The sequence below is a fragment of the Mesorhizobium sp. M0140 genome, from assembly GCF_040322475.1.
In the GTDB taxonomy this organism is placed as follows: Bacteria; Pseudomonadota; Alphaproteobacteria; order Rhizobiales; family Rhizobiaceae; genus Mesorhizobium.
Genome location: NZ_JAMYTM010000010.1, coordinates 88,505 through 110,300, shown reverse-complemented (window position 1 = coordinate 110,300; position 21,796 = coordinate 88,505). Strand labels below are relative to the sequence as shown.

At 62.8% G+C, this 21,796-nt stretch carries 21 protein-coding genes, 2 tRNA genes and 2 pseudogenes; 16 read left to right on the top strand and 9 right to left on the bottom strand.

All coding sequences use genetic code 11. From position 1 onward, the window contains the following. Positions 1-177: 177 nt before the first annotated feature. Positions 178-516 (bottom strand): winged helix-turn-helix transcriptional regulator, encoded by a 339-nt coding sequence (locus NKJ37_RS12845; RefSeq protein WP_023812614.1) that lies wholly within the window; start codon positions 514-516, stop codon positions 178-180. A 135-nt stretch (positions 517-651) separates the two neighbouring features. On the opposite strand from NKJ37_RS12845, the gene NKJ37_RS12840 reads away from it, so the two are divergent. From NKJ37_RS12840 to NKJ37_RS12830, 3 genes are all read left to right on the top strand, one after another. Next, a complete protein-coding gene (locus NKJ37_RS12840) occupies positions 652-1,566 on the top strand; it encodes an NAD(P)-dependent oxidoreductase (protein WP_128305354.1) in 915 nt (304 codons plus the stop codon). Then, a complete protein-coding gene (locus NKJ37_RS12835) occupies positions 1,559-1,972 on the top strand; it encodes a GFA family protein (protein WP_031213540.1) in 414 nt (137 codons plus the stop codon). Before NKJ37_RS12840 ends, NKJ37_RS12835 begins: the two co-directional genes overlap by 8 nt. A 135-nt stretch (positions 1,973-2,107) precedes the next feature. Further along, on the top strand, positions 2,108-4,216 hold the full coding sequence (locus tag NKJ37_RS12830; RefSeq protein ID WP_352773939.1) for a molybdopterin-containing oxidoreductase family protein: 2,109 nt from the start codon (positions 2,108-2,110) through the stop codon (positions 4,214-4,216). A 137-nt stretch (positions 4,217-4,353) separates the two neighbouring features. Here NKJ37_RS12830 and NKJ37_RS12825 read toward each other — a convergent pair whose 3' ends face one another. The 3 genes from NKJ37_RS12825 to NKJ37_RS12815 form a co-directional block, all read right to left on the bottom strand. Further along, positions 4,354-4,857 (bottom strand): hypothetical protein, encoded by a 504-nt coding sequence (locus tag NKJ37_RS12825; protein ID WP_352773937.1) that lies wholly within the window; start codon positions 4,855-4,857, stop codon positions 4,354-4,356. Between the two features lie 313 nt (positions 4,858-5,170). Then, on the bottom strand, positions 5,171-6,313 hold the full coding sequence (locus NKJ37_RS12820; RefSeq protein WP_023812609.1) for a flavin-containing monooxygenase: 1,143 nt from the start codon (positions 6,311-6,313) through the stop codon (positions 5,171-5,173). A gap of 76 nt (positions 6,314-6,389) precedes the next feature. Beyond that, positions 6,390-6,899, bottom strand: coding sequence for an Lrp/AsnC family transcriptional regulator (locus NKJ37_RS12815; RefSeq protein WP_196815338.1), 510 nt, complete (start codon positions 6,897-6,899; stop codon positions 6,390-6,392). A 75-nt stretch (positions 6,900-6,974) separates the two neighbouring features. On the opposite strand from NKJ37_RS12815, the gene NKJ37_RS12810 reads away from it, so the two are divergent. From NKJ37_RS12810 to NKJ37_RS12775, 8 genes and pseudogenes are all read left to right on the top strand, one after another. Continuing rightward, the gene (locus NKJ37_RS12810; RefSeq protein WP_023812607.1) at positions 6,975-8,183 is read left to right on the top strand and encodes a diaminopropionate ammonia-lyase; all 1,209 of its coding nucleotides are present in this window, start codon (positions 6,975-6,977) and stop codon (positions 8,181-8,183) included. Beyond that, positions 8,180-9,406 (top strand): Zn-dependent hydrolase, encoded by a 1,227-nt coding sequence (locus NKJ37_RS12805; protein ID WP_352773935.1) that lies wholly within the window; start codon positions 8,180-8,182, stop codon positions 9,404-9,406. The genes NKJ37_RS12810 and NKJ37_RS12805 overlap by 4 nt, the downstream gene beginning before the upstream one ends. Positions 9,407-9,417: 11 nt before the next feature. Further along, the gene (locus NKJ37_RS12800) at positions 9,418-10,590 is read left to right on the top strand and encodes a M20 aminoacylase family protein (RefSeq protein ID WP_352676677.1); all 1,173 of its coding nucleotides are present in this window, start codon (positions 9,418-9,420) and stop codon (positions 10,588-10,590) included. A gap of 486 nt (positions 10,591-11,076) precedes the next feature. After that, complete coding sequence (locus NKJ37_RS12795; protein ID WP_023812604.1) at positions 11,077-11,250, top strand: hypothetical protein; 174 nt, start codon at positions 11,077-11,079, stop codon at positions 11,248-11,250. Between the two features lie 89 nt (positions 11,251-11,339). Further along, positions 11,340-13,317 (top strand): annotated as a pseudogene (locus NKJ37_RS12790) (ATP-dependent helicase); the annotation flags it as partial. Between the two features lie 135 nt (positions 13,318-13,452). Then, a complete protein-coding gene (gene dapB / locus NKJ37_RS12785) occupies positions 13,453-14,232 on the top strand; it encodes a 4-hydroxy-tetrahydrodipicolinate reductase (protein WP_352773931.1) in 780 nt (259 codons plus the stop codon). A 395-nt stretch (positions 14,233-14,627) separates the two neighbouring features. Next, positions 14,628-14,855 (top strand): DUF680 domain-containing protein, encoded by a 228-nt coding sequence (locus NKJ37_RS12780; RefSeq protein ID WP_023812599.1) that lies wholly within the window; start codon positions 14,628-14,630, stop codon positions 14,853-14,855. Between the two features lie 410 nt (positions 14,856-15,265). After that, positions 15,266-15,499, top strand: a complete 234-nt coding sequence (locus tag NKJ37_RS12775) for a DUF680 domain-containing protein (RefSeq protein WP_352611868.1) — start codon at positions 15,266-15,268, stop codon at positions 15,497-15,499. Positions 15,500-15,550: 51 nt separating this feature from the next. Here NKJ37_RS12775 and NKJ37_RS12770 read toward each other — a convergent pair. The 3 genes and pseudogenes from NKJ37_RS12770 to purM all read right to left on the bottom strand — a co-directional run bounded on the left by NKJ37_RS12770 (position 15,551) and on the right by purM (position 18,040). Continuing rightward, positions 15,551-16,056 (bottom strand): annotated as a pseudogene (locus tag NKJ37_RS12770) (SixA phosphatase family protein). Positions 16,057-16,250: 194 nt separating this feature from the next. After that, a complete protein-coding gene (gene purN / locus NKJ37_RS12765) occupies positions 16,251-16,964 on the bottom strand; it encodes a phosphoribosylglycinamide formyltransferase (protein WP_352676693.1) in 714 nt (237 codons plus the stop codon). Continuing rightward, complete coding sequence (purM, locus tag NKJ37_RS12760) at positions 16,961-18,040, bottom strand: phosphoribosylformylglycinamidine cyclo-ligase (protein WP_352676696.1); 1,080 nt, start codon at positions 18,038-18,040, stop codon at positions 16,961-16,963. Before purM ends, purN begins: the two co-directional genes overlap by 4 nt. 240 nt (positions 18,041-18,280) lie before the next feature. Here purM and NKJ37_RS12755 point away from each other — a divergent pair, with 240 nt between their 5' ends. The 3 genes from NKJ37_RS12755 to hdaA are packed head-to-tail and all read left to right on the top strand — an operon-like array spanning position 18,281 to position 20,718. Then, on the top strand, positions 18,281-18,838 hold the full coding sequence (locus NKJ37_RS12755; protein ID WP_127289150.1) for a CDP-alcohol phosphatidyltransferase family protein: 558 nt from the start codon (positions 18,281-18,283) through the stop codon (positions 18,836-18,838). Continuing rightward, a complete protein-coding gene (locus NKJ37_RS12750; RefSeq protein WP_352773929.1) occupies positions 18,810-20,012 on the top strand; it encodes an AI-2E family transporter in 1,203 nt (400 codons plus the stop codon). The genes NKJ37_RS12755 and NKJ37_RS12750 overlap by 29 nt, the downstream gene beginning before the upstream one ends. 1 nt (position 20,013) lies before the next feature. Further along, positions 20,014-20,718: a DnaA regulatory inactivator HdaA gene (gene hdaA, locus NKJ37_RS12745; RefSeq protein ID WP_023812592.1), complete on the top strand. Its 705-nt coding sequence runs from the start codon at positions 20,014-20,016 to the stop codon at positions 20,716-20,718. A gap of 15 nt (positions 20,719-20,733) precedes the next feature. Here hdaA and NKJ37_RS12740 read toward each other — a convergent pair whose 3' ends face one another. Beyond that, on the bottom strand, positions 20,734-21,015 hold the full coding sequence (locus tag NKJ37_RS12740) for a hypothetical protein (protein WP_023812591.1): 282 nt from the start codon (positions 21,013-21,015) through the stop codon (positions 20,734-20,736). A 102-nt stretch (positions 21,016-21,117) separates the two neighbouring features. Beyond that, positions 21,118-21,194 (bottom strand) — tRNA-Pro (locus tag NKJ37_RS12735). 140 nt (positions 21,195-21,334) lie between these two features. On the opposite strand from NKJ37_RS12735, the gene NKJ37_RS12730 reads away from it, so the two are divergent. Continuing rightward, a complete protein-coding gene (locus NKJ37_RS12730; protein WP_023812590.1) occupies positions 21,335-21,640 on the top strand; it encodes an ETC complex I subunit in 306 nt (101 codons plus the stop codon). 45 nt (positions 21,641-21,685) lie between these two features. Further along, positions 21,686-21,762: transfer RNA gene (locus NKJ37_RS12725), tRNA-Arg, on the top strand. Positions 21,763-21,796 lie beyond the last annotated feature (34 nt).

Below are 21,796 nucleotides of genomic sequence, written 5' to 3'. Positions count from 1 at the left end.
GTGTAGAGTAGCGGCGGATCCGGCAGATGGCTGAAAGGCCTGTGGCACAGATGCACTTGCTGCGGCTATTTTGCTCGACCGGACGACGCTGCCCGGCATCTATTGCCGCCTTTGGCGTTTAGAAGCGGACCGCGGATCACAAACTCTTCCGCGACCATGCACGAGTTCCTGCTTTTTTCAGGCGGCTTTCCGCTCGTCTTTCCATGTCTCGTGCCGCTTTCCCCATGCCGACATAGCGGTGACCGCATCGTTCAGACTCATGCCCAGGGTCGTGACCGAGTATTCCACGCGTGGCGGTACCTCGTCATAGGCGCGCCGGCTGACGAGTCCGTCGGCCTCCATCTGTCGCAATTGTTGCGCGAGCATCTTCTCACTGATTCCAGGCAACCGCCGGTGCAGTTCGGCGAAGCGGTGCGGCCGCAGGTGCAATTCCCACAATAGCGAGGTTTTCCACTTTCCGCCGATTGCCTGCATCGCGGCGGCAAAGCCGCAACTGTCTGGCTCCTTGCTCCTCATGTGACAACTCCTGACATGATTCCAATAGCTTACCTCAAGGTGCGTACTTCTCAACACAGCAAGAATATATATCTTTGGATCAGCGCGCCAAACACAAACCAATCCCTCGTCGAGAGGGCTATCGGAGAAGTCACCATGAAATCCAATGTCTGCGTGCTCGGCGCGGGCCGCATGGGCTCGTCCATCGTTCGAACGTTGCTCGACCGAAATTATCCAACATCCGTGTGGAATCGCACTGCAGCCAAGTGCCAGCCCCTGGCTGCTCTTGGCGCGAGGTTGGCCTCTTCAGTAGAGGACGGAATCCGGTCGGCCGATGTCTTGATCATAAACGTTCTGCATTATGCCGCCAGCGATGCGCTGCTCAAGCAGCGCAATGTCGCTTCGGCGCTGGCCGGCAAAGCCGTCATACAACTCACCTCCGGCTCAGCGCGTTTGGCGCGGGAGGAGGCGCGCTGGATCGAAGCGCATGGCGCCGGCTATCTGGACGGCGCGATCCTGGCGACTCCGGATTTTATTGGCAAACCGGACACCGCATTGCTGTATTCAGGATCCCACGCCGTCTACGAAGCGAACAAGACCCTGCTTTTTGCCCTTGGTGGCGGCACGAGTTATGTCGGCGAGGTGCCTGGCCAAGCCTCCGCGCTTGACACCGCGCTGCTCACCCAGATGTGGGGCGGGCTGTTCGGCGCGCTCCAGGGCATGGCTGTCGCCGAGGCCGAAGGTCTCGATCTGGATACGTTCAGGAGCCATCTGTCCGCATTCAAGCCGGTTGTCGATGCCGCTTTGTTCGATGTGGTTGACCGGACAAAGGCGCGCCTCTTTGCCGGCGACGACGCAACGCTCGCGTCATTGGGCGCCCACTACAGCGCCTTCCGGCATCTTCTCGAAGCATGCCAGGAGCGAGGTCTTGACGCGGCCATGCCGCGCGCAATGGACGGGATTTTTCAGCAGGCGCTCTCGCGCGGGCGCGCGGATGATGATTTTGCATCTCTCTCACCCCTGTTTGGAAATGGCTCGCCCCGTCCGGGCAGGGAGCCCGCGAATGCGTGATGGCAAGACAGAGCGAAGGGCGACCTGCTCGTGTCGCGGCGCGGAACTGGTTCTCGCCGGAGAGCCTCGGCGCGTCTATGCCTGCAGTTGCCTGGAATGCCAGAGATGCACCGGGGCAGCGTTCTCATACCGAGCCATCTATGCCGACTCCGCCATAGTCGCCCAGAAAGGCGAGACGAAATCCTGGCGACGAACCGGTTCGTCGGGGCAATGGCTGGAGCAGACATTTTGTACCACATGCGGATCGATCGTCTTCATGCGTGCAGAAGGCCTGACGGAAGCGCTGTCGGTATCTGTCGGCTGTCTGGAGGACCTGGAATTTCCGGCTCCGGCAATTCTCCATTGGCCCAACAGGAAGCACAAATGGCTCTGCCTGGAAGGCGTGCCCCTGGCGGAAGTCTCCTGAAGCAGACTGCCCCAGCATTGAGTGGCCGATCGGCTTCTTCCAAAGAGGAGAAGGCAGGGGGCTTGCTCGCCGAGGCAAAACCGTGCGCCGCATCTGGCCCTACACGCGGCGTTCTGAACCCGTTAGTCTTGCAGAATGAACCAGCACGCGCACCTCCGCATCGGCCATTCGGCCTGTCCGCATGATTGCCCCTCGACCTGTGCGCTCGAGGTCGAGCTGCTCGACGGCAAGCGCATCGGCCGCGTCCATGGCGCCAAGTCCAACAGCTACACGGCCGGCGTCGTCTGCGCCAAGGTCGCGCGTTATGCCGACCGCGTCCACCACCCCGACCGTTTGCTGAAGCCGCTGATCCGCGCCGGCGCCAAGGGCGACGGCGCCTGGAAGGAAGCAAGCTGGGAGGCGGCGCTCGACCTCGTCGCCGAAAAATTCATCGCGGCCGAGGAGAAATACGGCTCGGAGACGGTCTGGCCCTATTATTATGCCGGCACGATGGGACTGGTGCAGCGTGACGGCATCGACCGGCTGCGCCACGCCAAGAAATATTCGGGCTTCTTTGGTTCGATCTGCACCAATCTCGCCTGGACCGGCTGGATGATGGGCGCCGGCGCCTTGCGCGGGCCGGACCCGCGCGAGATGGCGAAATCCGACTGCGTGGTGATCTGGGGCACCAATGCGGTGGTGACGCAGGTCAACGTCATGACCCACGCCATCAAGGCGCGCAAGGAGCGCGGCGCGAAGATCGTCGTCATCGACGTCTATGAGAATGCGACGATGAAGCAGGCCGATCTCGGCCTGGTGCTGAAGCCGGGCACCGATGGCGCGCTGGCCTGCGCGGTCATGCATGTCCTGTTCAGGGAAGGCATGGCCGATCGCGCCTATCTCTCGAAATACACCGACGACCCGAAGGGGCTGGAAGCGCATCTCGAGACGCGCACGCCGGAATGGGCGGCCGGGATCACCGGCTTGACGGTCGCCGAGATCGAGGCCTTCGCCCGCCTCGTCGGCACGACGAAAAAGACCTATTTCCGCCTCGGCTACGGCTTCGCGCGCCAGCGCAATGGCGCCGTCAACATGCATGCAGCGTCCTGCATCGCGGCTGTCACCGGCAGCTGGCAATATGAGGGCGGCGGCGCCTTCCATTCCAATTCCGGCATCTTCAAGCTCAACCAGGATGTGCTGGAAGGCACGAAGATGCGCGATCCTTCGATCCGCCATCTCGACCATTCGCGCATCGGCCCGGTGCTGATGGGAGCCAGCGACGCGCTCTATGGCGGCCCGCCGGTGACGGCGATGCTGATCCAGAACACCAACCCGGTGAATGTTGCACCGGAGCAGCGGCTGGTGACGCAGGGTTTTATGCGCGACGACCTGTTCACTTGCGTGCATGAGCAGTTCATGACCGACACGGCCAAGCTTGCCGATGTCGTGCTGCCGGCGACGATGTTCCTCGAGCACGACGACGTCTACAAGGGCGGCGGCAACCAGCACATCACGCTCGGCCCGAAGCTGATCGAGCCGCCGGACGGGCCGCGCACCAACCATTTCGTCATCGAGCAATTGGCTGATCGCCTCGGCGTCGCCGATCGCCCGGGCTTCGGCCTGACCGAGCAGCAGCATATCGACATCATCCTGGGCAAGCGCGGGCTGGGCAGCTTCGACAGCTTGAAGGAAGAAAAGTGGGTCGACCTGCAGCCGGATTTCGACACCGCGCATTTCATCAGGGGATTTGGCCATGCGGATGGAAAATTCCGCTTCCGTGCCGACTGGACGGGACAGGCAGCGCCCAATCGGCCGCCGAAAAGCATGGGCCTGTTCGGCCCGGTGGCGCGGCTGCCGGAATTTCCTGATCATGTCGATCTGATCGAGGTTGCCGACGAGGCGCACCCGTTCCGGCTGACGACGTCGCCGGCGCGCAACTTCCTCAATTCGACATTCTCGGAAACGCCGGTGTCGAAGGCCAGGGAGGGCCGCCCGGAACTGCTTCTGCATCCCGACGATGCCGCAGCCCTTGGGTTGGCCGACGGCGATCGCGTCGAAGTCGGCAACACGCGCGGCGAAGTCGTGCTGCATGCGAAGCTGTTCGACGGCATCAAGCGCGGCGTGGTGATCGCCGAAGGCATCTGGCCAAACAGCGCCCATGAGCGCGGCGAGGGCATCAACGTGCTGACCGGCGCCGATGCGCCGGCGCCCTATGGCGGTGCTGTCTTCCATGACAACAAGGTCTGGCTGCGCGCGGCGGGGTGAGGGCGGCATAGCCGGTCAGGGATTTCCTGGTCGTGCATCTGGCGATGCGGCAACAATAGCAAGTATTGGCCGCGCGCCGTGCATAGCTGCGACGTTAATATTGTTGAGATTTCAGCGGGGGCTATGTATCGCGGAAGTTAGGAGGGATTCGAAATAATTTCGCTTTGGGATGGATGCACGTGAAGTTCATTTTCAAGAAATATTAGAATATTTTTTATTTGGTTGTTGAATGAAATCGAAATTATTAGGTGGAAAACCGCAAAAAATATGAGGTAGAAAAACATATCGGCCCCATTTTCATTGGTTACTAAGAAATATACCCATCCAAAAAAGGCTAAAATTAAAATAAGGTATGATATCAATGTCCAACTATTAGTAAATGAGCCACGTATAAAATTACCATTTTTGCCTTCAATAAACTGTGCCTTAAATGTTGTTATGTTTCTGTATACTCCAGCTTCAATCCAGAATTTCTTGTTAACTTTGTCTAAAAGCACACTGCTTACCAGGTTGCCGTGTTTTTCATTCGAATCAGAAATTTTAAAGAATAGATCTTTTTCTAATGTCTCATATTTAAAATCCCCAACCATTCTAGGGAGGACTAAAATTCTTAGGAAATTGCTATATCTGGGAGATTTCATGAAGCGCCGCTTGCTCTCTTTTACCAAATAAGAGGTTTCGCATAAACTCCCAATTTAAAGCTACGATTTTGTACCAGAGCTTTGCAACACCCTTTAGCGGGCTTTGCGTCATCTCACCACCATCACCCAATATTCTGGCTCTTCCGGCCGTGGCTGGCGTTTTTCCCATTCGACCGTAAATCCGGCTCCAGCTAGGGCCGCCCCCGCCCCAAACCAGGATCTCTAAAACACGATGGCGCTTGTCGCCGCCAAGCTGACGAAGGAGATTGCCAGCATGATGCTGACGACTGCGCTGGGATAGGCAGACCGCAGATCAAACCGGCAGGATTTCAGCCGCCTTGTTTCGGTCTCGTCGGAGGCTGATGTCGTCGGCGATCTGCTCTGCCTCGATCGAGATTTCGCGCAGCAATCCGGTGACCGGATTGTGAAACCCAATCAGATAAAGACCGAGGTCCGAAGCCCTCGCATTGACGCCGCTACCGCCTGGCTGGACGCCGGGCTCCAGCAATCTGGCATAGCCCGGCCGGAAACCGGTGGCGAAGATGATCGCATCGAACGCGCCATGCTTGCCATCGACAAAACGGGTGCCTTGTTCGGTGATCTCGGCAATATCGGGTGTGACCTTGATCGCGCCTTCGCGGATCTTGCCGACCGTACCGATATCGATCGTCGGGATGCGCGACGAGAGCGCGATCTGCTGCAGCATTCCTTGCCGCGGCCGCTTCAGCCCATATTTCCCCAGCCTGCCCAACGCCAGATCGAGAATGATAGGGAACAAGGCATCGTTTATGCGTTGCGGCATCAGGCGAGCCGCCATGCCGATCATCTGGATGGGCACGCCGAGCAGCTCGCGCGGCACGATATGGACGCCGCCGCGCACCGAAATCGTCGGTCGCGCACCGCCTTCCACCAGATCGAGCGCAATCTCGGCGCCGGTGTTGCCCATGCCGACGATCAGAACCGACTGGCCGGCAAAAGGCATGGCGTTGAGATAGTCGGCGCTATGCAGCCTTTTGCCCCTGAAGGCATCGGCGCCGGCAAATCCGGGCATCAGCGGCTCCGCGTTGTTGCCCGACGCGATCACCACGTTTGAAGCGTGCAGGGGGCCGGTTGTCGTGTCCACGAGCCAGCTTCTGCCTCGCCGGCTGATCGCCCGCACCGTTTCTCCAAATCTGGGCCGCAGATCGAAGCGTTGCGCGTAGGCATCGAGATATGAAGCGAACAGATCGCGCGGCACATAGCGCGGATACTCCCTGGGAAAGGGCACGAAGGGCAGCGACGAATAGCGTTTGGTCGTGTGCAAATGGACGCGCTCATAGTGGCGTCGCCACGCGGGTGCGGCCTGCTCCTCTTTTTCGAGCAGGACGAAATCCTGCCCTGCCTGCCGCAGGCACGCGGCAATGGCCAGGCCCGCCGGCCCGGCACCGATAATCGCAACTGGTGTGGTGTCGTCCAAGCGCGCCTCCCCCGACAAATTCGCTTCCGGAGAATGGCAAAAGCATGGCAGCCGGAGCCTGCCATGCCTGCAACGCTCAGCCGGGCAAGGGCACCGTCAACCCGACCTTGACCCTGTCCATCGCAACAAACGTGCGGAACTTGCGGACATTGTTGCTGTCGAAGAACAGTTTTCGCGTCAGCGCTTCATAAGCGCCCATGTCGGCCACGGTGATGACCAGGATGAAATCGGCCTCGCCGGTGACATAGTAGCATTGCTGGATTTCAGGGGTCGCCGAGAATTGCCGCTTAGCCGCGTCGATCAGTTCGGCGCGTTCGCTCTCGAGTTCCACCTCGACGAAGATGGTGATCGGCTGGCCGACCGCCGCCGGCTCGATCACCGCGACATTGCCGGCGATGACGCCGGTCTGTTCCATGCGCTTGATGCGGCGCTGCACCGCCGGCGCCGACAGGTTCACAGCTTCGCCGATCAGCCGCTGCGGCGTCGTGTTGTCGCGCTGCAGGATGGCAAGGATGGCGAGATCGAAACTGTCGAGCGAGGGCGGGATTGCAGGCAATGAGATATTCCTGACGAAACAAATTTGCATTCGGGAGGCCATATTACAGCGCTCCTTGCGCCGATCCTGCAATATATTCTCGCTGAATGCCAAGGAGGCCTGCCAGTGTTCCTGCTCAACCGCAATGCTTTGCATCGCCTGCCACTCGATCCAACCGATGCCGAAACTCTTGGCGTGGCCGGCGCCGACACGGTCGAGCGTTTTCTCAGCCATCGCGACAATCACCTGATGACGCCGCTGCATGCGCTGCCGGCGCTCGCCGCCGAATTCGGACTTGGCGCCGTCCACATCAAGGATGAGGGCTTTCGCCTCGGCCTCGGCAGCTTCAAGGCGCTTGGCGGCGCCTATGCCGTCTTCCGGCTGGTGCTGGAGGAGGCAGGCAGCCGGCTTGGTCGCCCTGTCGACGTGGCCGATCTCGATCGCTCTGATGTGCGGGCCGTCGCCGCGGCGATGACATTTGCCTGTGCGACCGACGGCAACCATGGCCGCTCCGTCGCGCAAGGCGCGCAACTCCTCGGTGCGCGGGCGGCGATCTTCGTCCACGCCGGCGTCAGCGAGGAGCGCATCGCCGCGATCGCCCGTTATGGCGCCGAGATGATCCGCGTTGACGGCAACTATGATGATTCGGTCAGGCAAGCTGCCCAGGTTTCGGCCGAGAAGGGCTGGACCGTTGTGTCCGACACCTCGTGGCCCGGTTATGAACGGATTCCTGGCCTGGTCATGCAGGGCTATACGGCGATCGTGCGCGAAGCCTTGCGCCAGCTCTCTCGGACGCCAACCCACGTCTTCGTGCAGGCCGGTGTCGGTGGCATTGCCGCCGCGCTGGCCGGCCATCTGGCCATCGTGCTCGGTGACGCCAGGCCGACCTTCATCGTGGTCGAGCCGGCGCGTGCCGGCTGTGTTTTTGCAGCCGCCCAGATTGGGCACCCGGTCAAAGTCGCGCACGGCCAGCCGACGGTGATGGCCATGCTTGAATGCTACGAGGCGTCGCCCGTCGCCTGGCGGGTGTTGGCGCGCGCCGCCGATGCCTTCATGACGGTGGATGAGGCCGACGCCGTCGCGGTGATGCGGCGGCTGGCACGGCCGGCCGCCGGCGATCCGGCGATCGTCGCCGGCGAAAGCGGCGGTGTTGGTCTTGCCGGGCTGATCCGGGCGATGGCCGACAACCCGACCGAGCTTGGACTGGACGGCAAATCGCGGGTGCTGGTGATCAACACCGAAGGTGCCACCGACCCGCATCGCTATGCCGAGCTGGTTGGCATGAGCCCGGCCGATGTGCTGGAAGGCAAGATGAAAGCCGAGGCAACGGCATGACCGCGATCGATGCACAGCGCCTGCTTGGCCGTATCCGCGAACTCGGTGCCGTCGGTCGCGACGGCGAGGGCAGGCTGATCCGGCTGGCCGCCTCCGACACCGACAAGCAGGGCCGCGATCTCTTCGTCGGCTGGCTGCGGCAGGTGGGGCTCGATGTCGCCATCGACCGGGTCGGCAATATTTTCGGCATCTGGCAAAGCCCGGACAACAGGGAGCAGGCGCCGCTGCTCATCGGCTCGCACATCGACACTGTCATCGATGCGGGCATCTATGACGGCTGTTATGGCGTGCTTGCCGGGCTGGAGGTGATCGAGACGCTCAAGGGATCAGGCTTTTCGCCGTCGCGTCCGGTCGCGGTCGCCGCTTTCACCAATGAAGAGGGCGTGCGCTACACTCCCGACATGATGGGCTCGCTGGTCCATGCCGGCGGCATCGATGCCGAAACGGTGCTGGCGGCTGTCGGCACCGACGGCAGCGTGCTGGGCCAGGAGCTCGCCCGCATCGGCTATGCCGGCGACCGGGAACCTGGGTTCCTCAAACCGCATGCTTATCTCGAACTGCATATCGAACAGGGGCCGGTGCTGGAGCGTGAAAGCGTGCCGATCGGCGCGGTGGAGAATCTGCAAGGCATCTCCTGGCAGCGTATCACCATAGACGGCGTCGCCAATCATGCCGGCACCACGCCGATGTCGATGCGCAACGATGCCGGCCATGCCGCCGCCCGGACCATCACCTTCCTGCTCGACCGGACCAAAGCCTCGAACGCGCCGACGGTGGCGACCGTGGGTACGATCCGCTTCGAACCGAATGCCATCAACGTCATTCCCTCGCGCGCCGTCTTCACCATCGATCTGCGCGATCCCGACGAACAGCGCCTGCAGGCGGAGGAGGCGGCGCTTGCCGCCTATCTCGAGCAGCTTGCCACCGATGGGAACGTGACGATCTCGGTCGAGCAACTGGCCCGCTTCGAACCGGTGATCTTCGACCTTCGCATCGTCGAGCTGATCGAGGCCGCCGCGAAGAACCGTGGCCTCGGCGTCCGGCGCATGACGTCCGGCGCCGGCCACGATGCACAGATGCTGGCGCGCATCGCACCGGCAGCGATGATCTTCGTGCCGAGCACCGGCGGCATCAGCCACAGTCCGCGCGAGCACACCGATGACGCCGAGCTTGTTGCCGGTGCCAACATCCTGCTTGATGTGGCCGCGCAACTTGTGAAGTAACAGGGCGAAAAATGTCTGAACTCGATCGCGACGCGCTGAGGCGCGAGATGATTTTCTGGCGGCGCGATTTGCACGCGCACCCCGAATTCGGCTTCGAGGAGAAGCGCACCGCAGCCTTCGTCGCCGCCAAACTGCGTGAGTTCGGCCTCGACGACGTCAGCGAAGGCGTCGGCGGCACCGGCGTCGTCGGCACGTTGAAGCGCGGCAGCGGCAACCGGGCGATTGCGCTCAGGGCCGACATGGATGCGCTGCGCATATCAGAGCGGTCGGACGCATCCTACCGTTCCTGCAATCCCGGCATCATGCATGCCTGCGGCCATGACGGCCACACCACCATGCTGCTGGGCGCGGCAAAGCTGCTGGCGGAGCAAGGCGGTTTCGACGGCACCGTGCGATTCGTCTTCCAGCCAGCCGAGGAATGGGGCAGGGGCGCGCTCGCCATGCTCGACGATGGGCTGATGCAGCGCTTTCCCTTCGACGAGATCTTCGGCCTGCACAATATGCCCGGCCTGCCGATCGGGCATTTCGAGACCCGTGCCGGCCCCATCATGTCGGCCGAGGATATCTTCGAGATCGTGCTCACAGGGCTCGGCGGCCATGCCGCGCGGCCGCATGCGGGCAACGAGACGCTGGTCGCCGCCTGCGCGCTGGTCACCAATCTGCAGACCATCGTCTCGCGCCGGCTGAGCCCGGCCGACATATCGGTGGTTTCGGTGACCGAGCTGATCACCGACGGCACCCGCAACGCTCTGCCCGGCCTTGCCCGCATCCTCGGCGATGCGCGCAGCTTCCGCCCCGAGGTCAGCGCCGAGATCGAGCGGCAGATGCGCATCATTACGCAGGGCACCGCCGCCGCCTACAATGTCGCGGCCGAGGTCAATTACAGCAGGGAGTTCGTGCCGCTGCGCAACGATGCCGAACTGGTCGATGCGGCATTTGCCGCCGCAAGGCACGTCTTCGAACCCGGCAAGATCGCCGTCGCCCGCGAGCCGATGACCGCCTCCGAGGATTTCGCCCGCTTCCTCGACCATGTGCCGGGTTGCTTCGTCTTCCTCGGCAATGGCGAGGCTTCCGCGCCGTTGCACAATTCCAGCTACGACTTCAACGATGAGGGGCTGTTGTTCGGCACGAATTTCCATGTCGCCGTGGTCAGGCAAAGGCTGGGTGGCGAGGCGGGAAGATGATCGAGTTTTGATCCCCAGGCCGCGCTCGCCGCTAGCCCAAACACCACCGCTATTGCCAACCAGCTCCGGAGTTTATTGAGATTGCCGGGATGATGGTCAACACAAGCTTGTGACGGCCGGCGACCGATAGGGCCGTGCGCATCGGTACGTTTTTAACAAAGATAATCCCCCAATGACGCAGGGGAAAGACTCAGCTAGCCTCACCTGTGCGGCGGACCTAATTATCCGCTTGGCCGGCGCTTCATTCCTCCTCCCAAGCGGCGCCGGCCTTCTTCCCCAAAAGCCTGTCCGGGACGCCACAGCGGCATGCGGCAGGACACGAGCCCCGCAAACGCCAAGTTCCGCCTCCGGTGCCCCGAGAATGCATCGGGAAAGCGCTGGCGAAACCCATAGCCGTCCTCCATCTTCGACTGCGCGCGTGGACGATTGGCAAGGGAACCAAAGGCGGTTTCCCCGGTTGGTTCTGCTCCAAAGGAGTGTTGCACCATGTTCCGTCTGCTCGTCGTCGGCGCCTTCGCCTATGTCACCTATCGTATCGCCAGGAAGATGGTCGAAAACGTGCCCGATACGGTCGACCCGCTGCTGTTGCCGCCGTCGCAATATGACCGCGAGACCTTGCGGCGGCAGTCGGCCGACATGGGTGTCGATCCGCAACGCTAAAGACACGGACGTCACGCTTCGGCCTGTCGAGCACGAGGCCAGCCTGGCATCGACGTTGCGAACAAAGCAGAAACGATGCTTGATGGGCGATGAACCTCGCCACTGCTGATTCGACCTTTCGGGCCCCGACCGTCCAGCCTGCCTATCTCGCCCGGCTCAACGATGCCCAGCGCCAGGCAGTCGAGCACGGCGACGGCCAAATAGCCGGTCCGCTGCTGGTCATTGCTGGCGCGGGTTCGGGCAAGACCAACACGCTGGCTCACCGCGTCGCCCATTTGGTCGTCAAGGGGGCCGACCCGCGCCGCATCCTGCTGATGACTTTCTCGCGCCGCGCCGCGTCCGAAATGGCCAGGCGCGTCGAGCGTATCGCCGGCGAAGTGCTCGGCCGCGATGCAGCTGTCCTCACCGATGCGCTGACCTGGGCGGGAACCTTTCACGGCATCGGCGCGCGGCTGCTTCGCGACTATGCGCTGGAGATCGGCCTCGACCCTGCCTTCACCATCCATGATCGCGAGGATTCCGCCGACCTGATGAACCTGGTCCGCCACGAACTCGGCTTCTCGAAGACGGAAGCGCGCTTCCCCACCAAGGGAACCTGCCTTGCCATCTATTCGCGCGCCGTCAACGCACAGGCGCCGCTCAACGAGGTATTGGGTTCTGCCTTTCCCTGGTGCGCCGGCTGGGCGGAGCAACTGAAAGAACTGTTCGCCGGTTATGTCGAGGCCAAGCAGGCACAGAACGTGCTCGATTACGACGATTTGCTGCTCTACTGGGCGCAGATGGCGGCGGAGCCCGAGATAGCAGCGCATCTGGGCAGGCGTTTCGACCATGTGCTGGTCGATGAATACCAGGACACCAACCGCTTGCAGGCTTCGATCCTGATGGCACTGAAACCCGACGGCGCCGGGCTGACGGTGGTGGGCGACGATGCACAGTCGATCTATTCGTTCCGTGCCGCCGAGGTGCGCAACATCCTCGACTTCCCCAACCAGTTCGCGCAAGCCGCCGACGTCGTGATGCTGGAGCGCAATTACCGCTCGACCGAAACCATCCTGGCGGCCGCCAATGCGGTGATCGGCGAAGCCTCGGAGCGCTTCACCAAAAACCTGTGGTCGGAGCGCAAGTCGACCGACAGGCCAAAACTGGTGAGCGTGCGCGACGAGGTCGAGCAGGCCAATTTCGTCTGCGATACCATCCTGGCCGAGCGCGAGGCCGGCACGGCACTGAAATCGCAGGCGGTGCTGTTTCGCGCCTCGCACCACAGCGGCCCGCTGGAGATCGAGCTGACGCGGCGCAATATTCCCTTCGTCAAGTTCGGCGGGCTGAAATTCCTCGATGCAGCCCATGTCAAGGACGTGCTGGCGGTGCTGCGCTTCGCCGAGAACCCGCGCGACCGCGTCGCCGGCTTCCGCGTGCTGCAGCTGATGCCAGGCATCGGCCCTTCGGCTGCCGCGCAGATCGTCGAGACCATGACGACGGCGCTGGACGAAGCCATGGGGCTGGCCGGCTGGCGTCCGCCGCAACGCGCGGCGGATGACTGGCCGGGCTTTGTCTCGCTCTATTCCGGCCTGCGCGCCGGCGCCAAATGGCCTGCCGACCTCGAACAGATCAGGCTGTGGTATGAGCCGCATCTGGAGCGCATCCACGAAGATGCGACGACGCGGCGCGCCGATCTCTTGCAACTTGAGCAGATCGGTTCGGGCTATGCTTCGCGCGAACGCTTCCTGACAGAATTGACGCTCGATCCGCCCGACGCCACCAGTGACCAGGCCGGGCCGCCGCATCGCGACGAGGACTATCTGATCCTGTCGACCATCCATTCGGCCAAGGGCCAGGAATGGAAGAACGTCTTCGTGCTCAACACGGTCGACGGCTGTATCCCGGCCGATCTCGGCGTCGGCACCAAGGAAGACATCGAGGAGGAGCGCCGGCTGCTCTACGTGGCGATGACGCGGGCCAAGGACAATCTCAACCTGGTCATGCCGCAACGCTTCTTTCCGCACGGCCAGGCGGCGCGCGGCGACCGCCATCTCTATGCCTCGCGCACCCGCTTCATCCCGGCTTCGATCCTTGCCGCGTTCCAGCAGGTGTCGTGGCCGAGCGCACAGGTGGCACAGGGCAGGGCGGCCCGGCCGGAGGTGCGCGTCGACATCGGCGCGCGCATGCGCGGCATGTGGAAATAAACAGCCGCGGGATAGCGCCATGTCGAAACCACCGGTCAGGGTCGCCATCGCGGGTGCGCTGGGCCGCATGGGCCGCGAGATGGCGGCGGCCGTGCAGGGCGACGCGCGGCTGGCGCTCGCCGCCCGCTTCCACCGGCCGGGCAGTATCGGCGAAGGGCTGGTGAGCCGCGACGAGGCGCTTGCCGTGGCCGACGTGGTCATCGACTTTACCACGCCGGCTGCCTCGGCTGATCTGGCCAGCATTTGCGCCGAACGCGGCGGGCCGGCCCTGGTCATCGGCTCAACGGGCTTCGATGCTGATGAATCGGCTGCGATCGCCGACGCCGCGAAAACAATTGCCATCGTGCGCTCCGGCAGCTTTTCGCTCGGGCTCAACATGTTGATCGGACTGGTCGAGCAGGCGGCGCGGGCACTCGATCCCGATGACTGGGACGTGGAGATTGTCGAGGCGCATCATCGCCACAAGGTCGATGCGCCATCGGGGACGGCGTTGATGCTGGGCCATGCCGCAGCCGGCGGACGCGGCATCGATCTGAAGACGGTCGCAAGGCGTGCACGCGATGGCACCATTGGCGCGCGGCCTCCCGGTGAGATCGGCTTTGCGGTGCTGCGTGGCGGCAGCATCATCGGCGAACACAGCGTGAGCTTCTGCGCCGACGGCGAGCTTGTGACCCTGTCGCATGCGGCCGGCGACCGCGTCATGTTCGCCCGTGGCGCCATCGCCGCCGCGCTCTGGCTCGAGGGACGCCCGCCAGGCGAATACGACATGCGCGACGTGCTGGTCCTGAACGGCTCATAGCAGGGCCGATTTGTCGCCCCGGGTGGATGTCCGGACCCATACCTCGTCCACCTTCTCCACCCTAAAAGATCGCCTGACGCGGCCAGACTGCTTCAAACCGAACCGTTCAGTTCGATTTCTGTTGACGCGCTGTGTAGCAGATGGTGAACGCCGGCCTGGTGAATGGTCGCAGCCGGTGATGAGTGTTTTCGGGTAAATATCTGATTTTAAATAGTTAAATTATGACCGCTGAGACCCTGTGTCAAATTTCAAGGCCTGGATTCGAGCCGCGGGGGAACATCTTCGTGATTGGAATCCGCGACAGGGCAAGCCCATCTCGGGGTGGTCCGAGCGACGCGAAATTCCTCCCAAGGGCACGCCACTAGACGGACATGACAAATACTGGAGTAATTAAAATGACCAAGATCGCTCTTACCGCCGCCGCCATCCTCGTTGCCACGGGCACCGCTTTTGCCGGCAGCGACAATTATGGCTCTTACAATGCCAACCAGCCGGTTGCGAACCAGTCCGTGTCCAACATCGACACCACGCACACCGGCTCGATCCCGAAGTCCGTGAAGACGCAGGGTGATGCCAATGCCAACGTGCCGGCTCAGTCGGGCCAAGGCATCTGGGGTCGTTGATTTTCTGAAGTCTGCGACCACAAAGAGCGGTGGGCTTTGCCCGCCGCTCTTGTTTTTATGCATGAGCAGGATTTCGGCCGACGGCGCCAGTGTCGGGCGCCGATCGTAAATCGAACCAACTGGTTCAATTTACGTCGACGAATCGTGAACGGATGGCGAGCGCTGGCTCGACGAACCGCCGCACCATGCGTCAGGTATCCCCTTATAAACGTTTGAGATCAATTGATAAAACAGGGTGAGCTCAACACCTTGGCCCACGTTCGAGGTCCGGATTCCGCACGTGAGGGAACGTCTTCGTGATTGGAAGTCGGCGCACGAAAAACCCAGATCGAGGCTGTCCGAGCGACGCGAAATTCCTCCCAAGGGCACGCCACTAGACGGACAGGAACAGGAATACCGGAGTAAATAAAATGACCAGGATCGCTCTTACCGCCGCCGCCATCCTCGTTGCCACGGGCACCGCTTTTGCCGGCAGCGACAACTATGGTTCGGACAATGTCAATCAGCCGGCCGTCACCTCGCACGCGCTCAATGTAGACCACAGCTACACGGCTTCGACCCACAGGCTGGTCAAGCACCGCGACCTCACGCTGAGGCCCGATTCGGTCCAGCCGGAATCCGGCCAGGGCAACTGGGGAAACTGACGGCTCAAGCGGGCGTGCGGTGGGCTTTGCCTGCCGCACCTGCCATGGACGCTAGCCAAGGTCCTTCGGCCGCAGCAATGTGTCAACCGGGCGGGGGACACGACGGACCAATCGCCTTCGAAGACCACCCGGGCCAGGGCTGCCGTCGGGAATTTCTCCTCAAGTCTCTTGAGCGCCTTGGCGTCTGACCCCGGCCCGGCAAGCTGTCTGGCCAAATGTTCCAGGCCCGGATTGTGGCCAATTACCAGCAAGCTGCCGCTTGAAGCGTCGGTTTGACCAATCTGGCTCAGAATGTCCGCCGCTGAAGCATCGTACAGCGCCTTGAATGCGATCCGGGGTGGCACGGGCAGCTCCGCCGCCACAAGCCGCCAGGTGTCGCGGGTGCGCGGTGCCGGCGACACCAGCGCCAGGTCCGGCAGCCAGCCGCGCGCTGCAAGCTCGCGTCCCATCAAGCACGCCGCCTTAACCCCGCGTTCGGCCAAAGGCCGGTCGAAATCATCGAGATCAGGGTCGTCCCAGCTCGATTTGGCGTGACGGAGAAGAAGTAGTTGTCTCATCGATGTTGGTCAGGACCAGGGAGACTGGTCAGACGAGTGCGGGCCTTTTGTTTGATCGCTTCAATGTCGAAGGGATCTAACGGGCCGCTTTCCAATCCTTCCAGCCAAGCTCTGCGCAGCCGTCCGTTTCGGCCTGGCACCGAGTCTGATTTGGCGGTTCCAGGCTAAGTGCCGTTGTCATTCCCGATCTAGGCTCAAGGCGTAATGCGCGCCAGATGCTCGAGGTCGGTTTCTTCGCGCAGCGGGTCGGGGGCCATCACCACCGAAATGCCGTTGTCGGCATCGTCGGCAAAGTGGGCAAGCACGGTGCGGCCGGCCTCCATGCGCGCCTTGCCCTCGGCGACCAGCCCCAATGCCAGCGGATAAAGCCGGTGCTCGGCCTTCAGCACGCGGGCTGCCAAAGTATCGGCGGTGTCGCCGACCATCACCGGTACGGCTGCCTGCGCGATGATCGGGCCGTCATCCATCTCTGAGGTGACGAAGTGCACGGTGCAGCCATGGATGCGAATGCCGGCGGCCAGTGCGCGCGCATGGGTGTCGAGCCCCTTGAAAGCGGGCAGCAGGGCAGGGTGGATGTTGATCATGCGGCCCTGCCATCTCTGGACGAAGCCGGGGGTGAGGATGCGCATGTAGCCGGCCAGCGCCACGATCTCGGCGTTGAAGGCCGCGAGCGCCGCGTCTATTGCCGCGTCATGCGCCTGCTTGCTGCCATGGTCGGCACGCGAGACGATCTGCGTGGCGATGCCGCGCGCCCTGGCGATGCCGAGCCCGGCGGCATCCGCCTTGTCGGAAATGACACCGACGATCTCGGCCGGGAACGCCGGGTCGCTGGCCGCGGCAATCAGCGCGGTCATGTTGGAGCCGCGTCCCGAGATCAGGACAATTGTGCGTTTCCTCTGCGCGTTCATAGGCCGATCGAGCCCCGATAGATGACGCCGGCATCGCGGCGCGGCACGATGCGGCCGATCGGCGTCACCGTCTCGCCGGCCTCCTGCAGCACGGCGGCGACCTGTGCTGCCTGGCCGGAGGCGACTGCCAGAATCATGCCGATGCCGCAATTGAAGGTGCGCATCATCTCTTCCGGCGCCACGCCGCCGGTCTTGGCCAGCCACGAAAACACGGCAGGAACGTCGATCGCTTCGAGGTCGAGTTCGGCCGAAAAATCCTTGGGCAGCACGCGCGGGATGTTTTCCGGGAAGCCGCCGCCGGTGATGTGGGCGAGCGCCTTGATACCATGCGTGTTGCGGATCGCCTTGAGAATCGACTTGACGTAGATGCGGGTCGGCTCGAGCAGCGCCTCGCCCAGCGTGGCCTCGTCGTTGAACGGCGCCGGATCGCTCCACGACAGACCGCTGACGGCGACGATGCGGCGCACCAGCGAATATCCGTTCGAGTGCAAGCCAGAGGAAGCCAGGCCCAGCAGCACGTCGCCTTCGACAATATCGTCGGTGGGCAGCAATTGGCCGCGTTCGGCGGCGCCCACCGCAAAGCCGGCCAGGTCGTAATCATTGCCGTGATACATGCCGGGCATCTCGGCCGTCTCGCCGCCGATCAGCGCGCAGCCGGCCTGGCGGCAGCCCTCGGCAATGCCGCCGACGATCGCGGCACCCTGGTCGGGATCGAGCTTGCCGGTGGCGAAATAGTCGAGGAAGAACAGCGGTTCGGCACCTTGCACGACGATGTCGTTGACGCACATGGCGACGAGGTCGATGCCGATTGTGTCGTGCTTGCCGGCATCGATGGCGATCTTGAGCTTGGTGCCGACGCCGTCATTGGCCGCCACCAGCACCGGGTCGGTAAAGCCCGCGGCCTTGAGGTCGAACAGGCCTCCGAAACCGCCGATCTCACCATCGGCGCCCGGCCGGCGCGTCGCGCGCACCAGCGGCTTGATCTTCTCGACCATGAGATTGCCGGCATCGATATCGACACCGGCCTCGGCATAGGTGAGCCCGTTCTTGCGCTTGTTCACGTCGCGCTTGCTCATTTCTGGTGCCCGTTCAACAATTTTCCTTGTCGCGGGCTCTTCGCATGAACGGTTTCTGTCCGCAAGGATAACGGCCATCTCGGCCCATAAAACCGTGGACGGCGCGCGCGTTTAGGCGCTCGTGATTGGCGAAAGCCAGGCTGAAAACCGCTCTCCCATGCGGGGAGATCGGCAGCTTCTCCCTTGTTGCCACCCGCCATCTTCATCATCTATCTCCGACCAAGAGGAGGTGCCAAGCATTTGACCATCCCCAACCTGATCACCATCCTGCGCCTTGTCCTGGTGCCGGCGGTGGTGCTGGCGATGCTGCAGGCGCGCTGGGACTGGGCTTTTGCCGGGTTCCTCGTCGCCGGTATTTCCGACGGCGTCGACGGGTTCATCGCCCGCCGTTTCAACCAGCAATCCACCCTCGGCGCCTATCTCGACCCGGTGGCCGACAAGCTGCTGCTGGTTTCGGTGTTCGTTGTCATGAGCTTCATCGGGCAATTGCCGCTGTGGCTTGTCGTCATCATGGTGTCGCGCGACGCGTTGATCGTCTGCGCGGTGGTGTTGTCCGCCGTCATGACCCATCCGGTCGAGATGAAACCGTTGTTCGTGTCGAAGGCCAACACCGCGATCCAGATCGTGCTGGCCGCGCTTGTGCTGGGAGAACTTGCCCTTGCCGTTCATCTCGACCCGCTGAGGTCAGTTCTCATATTGCTGTCCGGGGTCTTGACCGTGGCTTCGGCCGCAGCCTATCTCGTGACTTGGCTGAGGCACATGAGCGGCTATGGCGAAGGCTCCACTCCGGACATCTGAGACAGAAGCGGCAGCGATCGAGGCCGCGGCCGCCGACACCGCCGCGTCCGCGACCTTTCGCCGCCAGATCTTCTTCTGGCTGGCCGGCGCCGCGCTGCTGGCGCTTTTCCTCTATGTTTTCAGCGCCATCCTGCTGCCCTTCGTCGCCGGCATGGTGCTTGCCTATTTCCTCGATCCCGTTGCCGACCGGCTGCAGCGGCTCGGCCTGTCCCGTTTCATGGCGACGGTGGTCATCCTCATCTCCTTCCTCATCGTGCTGGTCCTGGCCTTCGTCATCCTCATTCCGGTTCTGGCCACGCAGATGGCGGATTTCGCCGGCAAATTGCCGGAATATCTGACCCGGCTGCAAAGCCTGATCACCTCGTTCGATCCGAAATGGCTGGAACAGAAGTTCGGCGTCAACGCCAATAGCTTGCGCGACGGGCTGAATTCGCTGCTGACCTCGGGCTTCGGCCTGATCACCACCGTCTTCACCTCGCTGTGGAGTTCCGGCATGGCGCTGGTCTCGGTGGTCAGCCTGTTCGTGGTGACGCCGGTGGTCGCCTTCTACATGCTTCTCGACTGGGACCGCATGGTGGCGGTCATCGACGGTTGGGTGCCGCGCGACAACGTCGCGACCGTGCGCGCCATCGCGCGTGACATCAACACCGCAACAGCCGGCTTCGTGCGCGGCCAGGGCACGCTGTGCCTGGTGCTGGGCGCCATTTATGCCACCGGGCTGACGCTGACCGGGCTGAATTTCGGCATCCTCATCGGCCTGTTCGCCGGGCTGATTTCCTTCATCCCTTATGTCGGCTCGCTGACCGGGCTGGTGCTGGCCGTCGGCGTCGCCTTCGTCCAGTTCTGGCCGGACTGGACGATGATCGTCGCCGTCGCGGTCGTGTTCTTCATCGGTCAGTTCATCGAGGGCAACATCCTGCAGCCGCGGCTGGTCGGCAAAAGCGTCGGCCTGCACCCGGTATGGCTGATGTTTTCGCTTTTTGCCTTCGGTGCGCTGTTCGGCTTCGTCGGCTTGTTGATCGCGGTGCCGGCTTCTGCGGCCGTCGCCGTGCTGGTGCGGTTCGCCATTGCCCGCTATCTCGAATCGCCGCTCTACAAGGGTCGCGGCACGGCACCTGTGCCGCAGCTTCCGGCCGATCGCGGCGGCGGCCACCGCACGCAACCGCGTCGCTGAAGTGACTGCCCAGCCAACCGACCCGCCACGCCAGTTGCCGCTCGATCTCGGCCATGGCACCGGCTATTCGCGCGACGAACTCGTCGTCTCCGGCACCAACAACCAGGCGGTGGCGCTGGTCGACCGCTGGCCGGACTGGCCATCGCCGGTGGTGGTGCTGGCCGGTCCCGCGGGTTCGGGCAAGACGCATCTGGCCTCGATCTGGCGCGCGCGTGCCGATGCGGTGGCGGTCGACGCCAGGCGCATCGGCGACAGCATTGCCAATCTCGGCGCGCGGCCGGCGCTGATCGACGATGTCGATACCGGCGCGGTCGATGAACAGGGCCTGTTCCATCTGATCAATGCGGTGCGTGGTGCCGGGTCGACGCTGCTCCTGACGGCGCGCCGCTTTCCGTCCGCCTGGGGCGTCACGCTGCCTGATCTCGCCTCACGGCTGAAAGCAGCGGCGACAGTGGAAATTCATGAGCCCGACGATCTCCTGCTCGCCGGCGTCATCACAAAACTCTTCGCCGACCGTCAGATCGAGGTCGAACCGCATGTCGTGCAGTATCTGGTCCGCCGTATCGAGCGCTCGCTGGCGACAGCGATGCGCGTGGTTGAGCGGCTCGACCGGACCGCGCTCGAACGCAAGACGCCGATCACCAGGGCGCTGGCAGCCGAAACCGTCAACGCCATGGACGAAGGGCAGGGCGAATTCGAGATTTAGCCTGAGAGGCCAGTCTCAGAGCCACATTCTGGCGAAATGACGGACCGCGAGGTAGACGGCAGAGTGAGCGGCGATATAGCCGGCGGCGACCAGCACAAACATTCCGATACTGATACGCCAGGAGCGGGAGACGACAGCGCCTGGGGCCTGCCTCGCCTGTCTGCGGCTTTCACGGTTGTTCCACATCGCCAGCGCGGCGCAGGCAATTGCCCACGTCACCATGAACGGAACGGTGATGCCGGCATAGGCAAAGTAGGCCGGTCCGAAAAGCGACACCCAGGCATCGATTCCAAGCATCTGAACCCCCTGTTTGCCGAACCGGCCCGCGGCTGCCGGATGCACGACCGGAGCCGGAGCAAGTGACCATATGGCTGCGCCGGGCATTGGGCTGTGAGGGGATGGTCGGAGTGGAGAGATTCGAACTCCCGACCCTCTGGTCCCAAACCAGATGCGCTACCAGGCTGCGCTACACTCCGAACGGTCTGTTGCCTATTCATTTCGGTGGTGCATGGCAAGTGCAAAAACCCGCGAGAGCAAAAACCTTGCCGCCGTGCGCATTGCGCAGTAATGACGGGCGAAGGGTGGCGATGCTGCCTTGCACAAGAACGAGGTGGCCATGTCCGCGCGCATTTTCAGCCCAGCCAAAACCGCGATGCAGTCCGGCAAGGCCAAGACCGGCCACTGGGTGCTGGAATTCGATCCCGAGACGCGCAAGAAGATCGATCCGCTGATGGGCTATACGACGTCGGCAGACATGAGAAGCCAGATCAGGCTTAGCTTCGACACGCGGGAAGAGGCGGTGGCCTACGCCGAAAAGCAAGGGCTCGCTTTCCGCGTCGAAGAGCCGAAAGAGACCAAGCGCCGCCAGATTTCCTATGCGGAGAATTTCCGCTATGACCGCAGGACGCCCTGGACGCATTGAACCGCCCAGCGCCAGAATATCCAGCCGGTCCAAAGGCCGGCCAGCGGTCCCGTAGCTCAGCTGGATAGAGCACCGGCCTTCTAAGCCGATGGTCACAGGTTCGAATCCTGTCGGGATCGCCAAAGCCTTTCGGGTCCATTCCGGACACATAGGTCG

What these genes read in the sequence shown, in the direction of transcription:
- NKJ37_RS12780 (WP_023812599.1), top strand. Translation starts at nt 14,628, where the DNA reads ATGACCAAGATCGCTCTTACCGCCGCCGCCATCCTCGTTGCCACGGGC.
- NKJ37_RS12740 (WP_023812591.1), bottom strand. Translation starts at nt 21,015, where the DNA reads ATGCTTGGAATCGATGCCTGGGTGTCGCTTTTCGGACCGGCCTACTTT.
- NKJ37_RS12795 (WP_023812604.1), top strand. Translation starts at nt 11,077, where the DNA reads ATGTTCCGTCTGCTCGTCGTCGGCGCCTTCGCCTATGTCACCTATCGT.
- NKJ37_RS12845 (WP_023812614.1), bottom strand. Translation starts at nt 516, where the DNA reads ATGAGGAGCAAGGAGCCAGACAGTTGCGGCTTTGCCGCCGCGATGCAG.
- NKJ37_RS12840 (WP_128305354.1), top strand. Translation starts at nt 652, where the DNA reads ATGAAATCCAATGTCTGCGTGCTCGGCGCGGGCCGCATGGGCTCGTCC.
- NKJ37_RS12805 (WP_352773935.1), top strand. Translation starts at nt 8,180, where the DNA reads ATGACCGCGATCGATGCACAGCGCCTGCTTGGCCGTATCCGCGAACTC.
- NKJ37_RS12835 (WP_031213540.1), top strand. Translation starts at nt 1,559, where the DNA reads ATGCGTGATGGCAAGACAGAGCGAAGGGCGACCTGCTCGTGTCGCGGC.
- NKJ37_RS12800 (WP_352676677.1), top strand. Translation starts at nt 9,418, where the DNA reads ATGTCTGAACTCGATCGCGACGCGCTGAGGCGCGAGATGATTTTCTGG.
- NKJ37_RS12750 (WP_352773929.1), top strand. Translation starts at nt 18,810, where the DNA reads ATGGCGAAGGCTCCACTCCGGACATCTGAGACAGAAGCGGCAGCGATC.
- NKJ37_RS12815 (WP_196815338.1), bottom strand. Translation starts at nt 6,899, where the DNA reads ATGCAAATTTGTTTCGTCAGGAATATCTCATTGCCTGCAATCCCGCCC.
- NKJ37_RS12830 (WP_352773939.1), top strand. Translation starts at nt 2,108, where the DNA reads ATGAACCAGCACGCGCACCTCCGCATCGGCCATTCGGCCTGTCCGCAT.
- purN (WP_352676693.1), bottom strand. Translation starts at nt 16,964, where the DNA reads ATGAACGCGCAGAGGAAACGCACAATTGTCCTGATCTCGGGACGCGGC.
- dapB (WP_352773931.1), top strand. Translation starts at nt 13,453, where the DNA reads ATGTCGAAACCACCGGTCAGGGTCGCCATCGCGGGTGCGCTGGGCCGC.
- NKJ37_RS12825 (WP_352773937.1), bottom strand. Translation starts at nt 4,857, where the DNA reads ATGAAATCTCCCAGATATAGCAATTTCCTAAGAATTTTAGTCCTCCCT.
- purM (WP_352676696.1), bottom strand. Translation starts at nt 18,040, where the DNA reads ATGAGCAAGCGCGACGTGAACAAGCGCAAGAACGGGCTCACCTATGCC.
- NKJ37_RS12730 (WP_023812590.1), top strand. Translation starts at nt 21,335, where the DNA reads ATGTCCGCGCGCATTTTCAGCCCAGCCAAAACCGCGATGCAGTCCGGC.
- NKJ37_RS12775 (WP_352611868.1), top strand. Translation starts at nt 15,266, where the DNA reads ATGACCAGGATCGCTCTTACCGCCGCCGCCATCCTCGTTGCCACGGGC.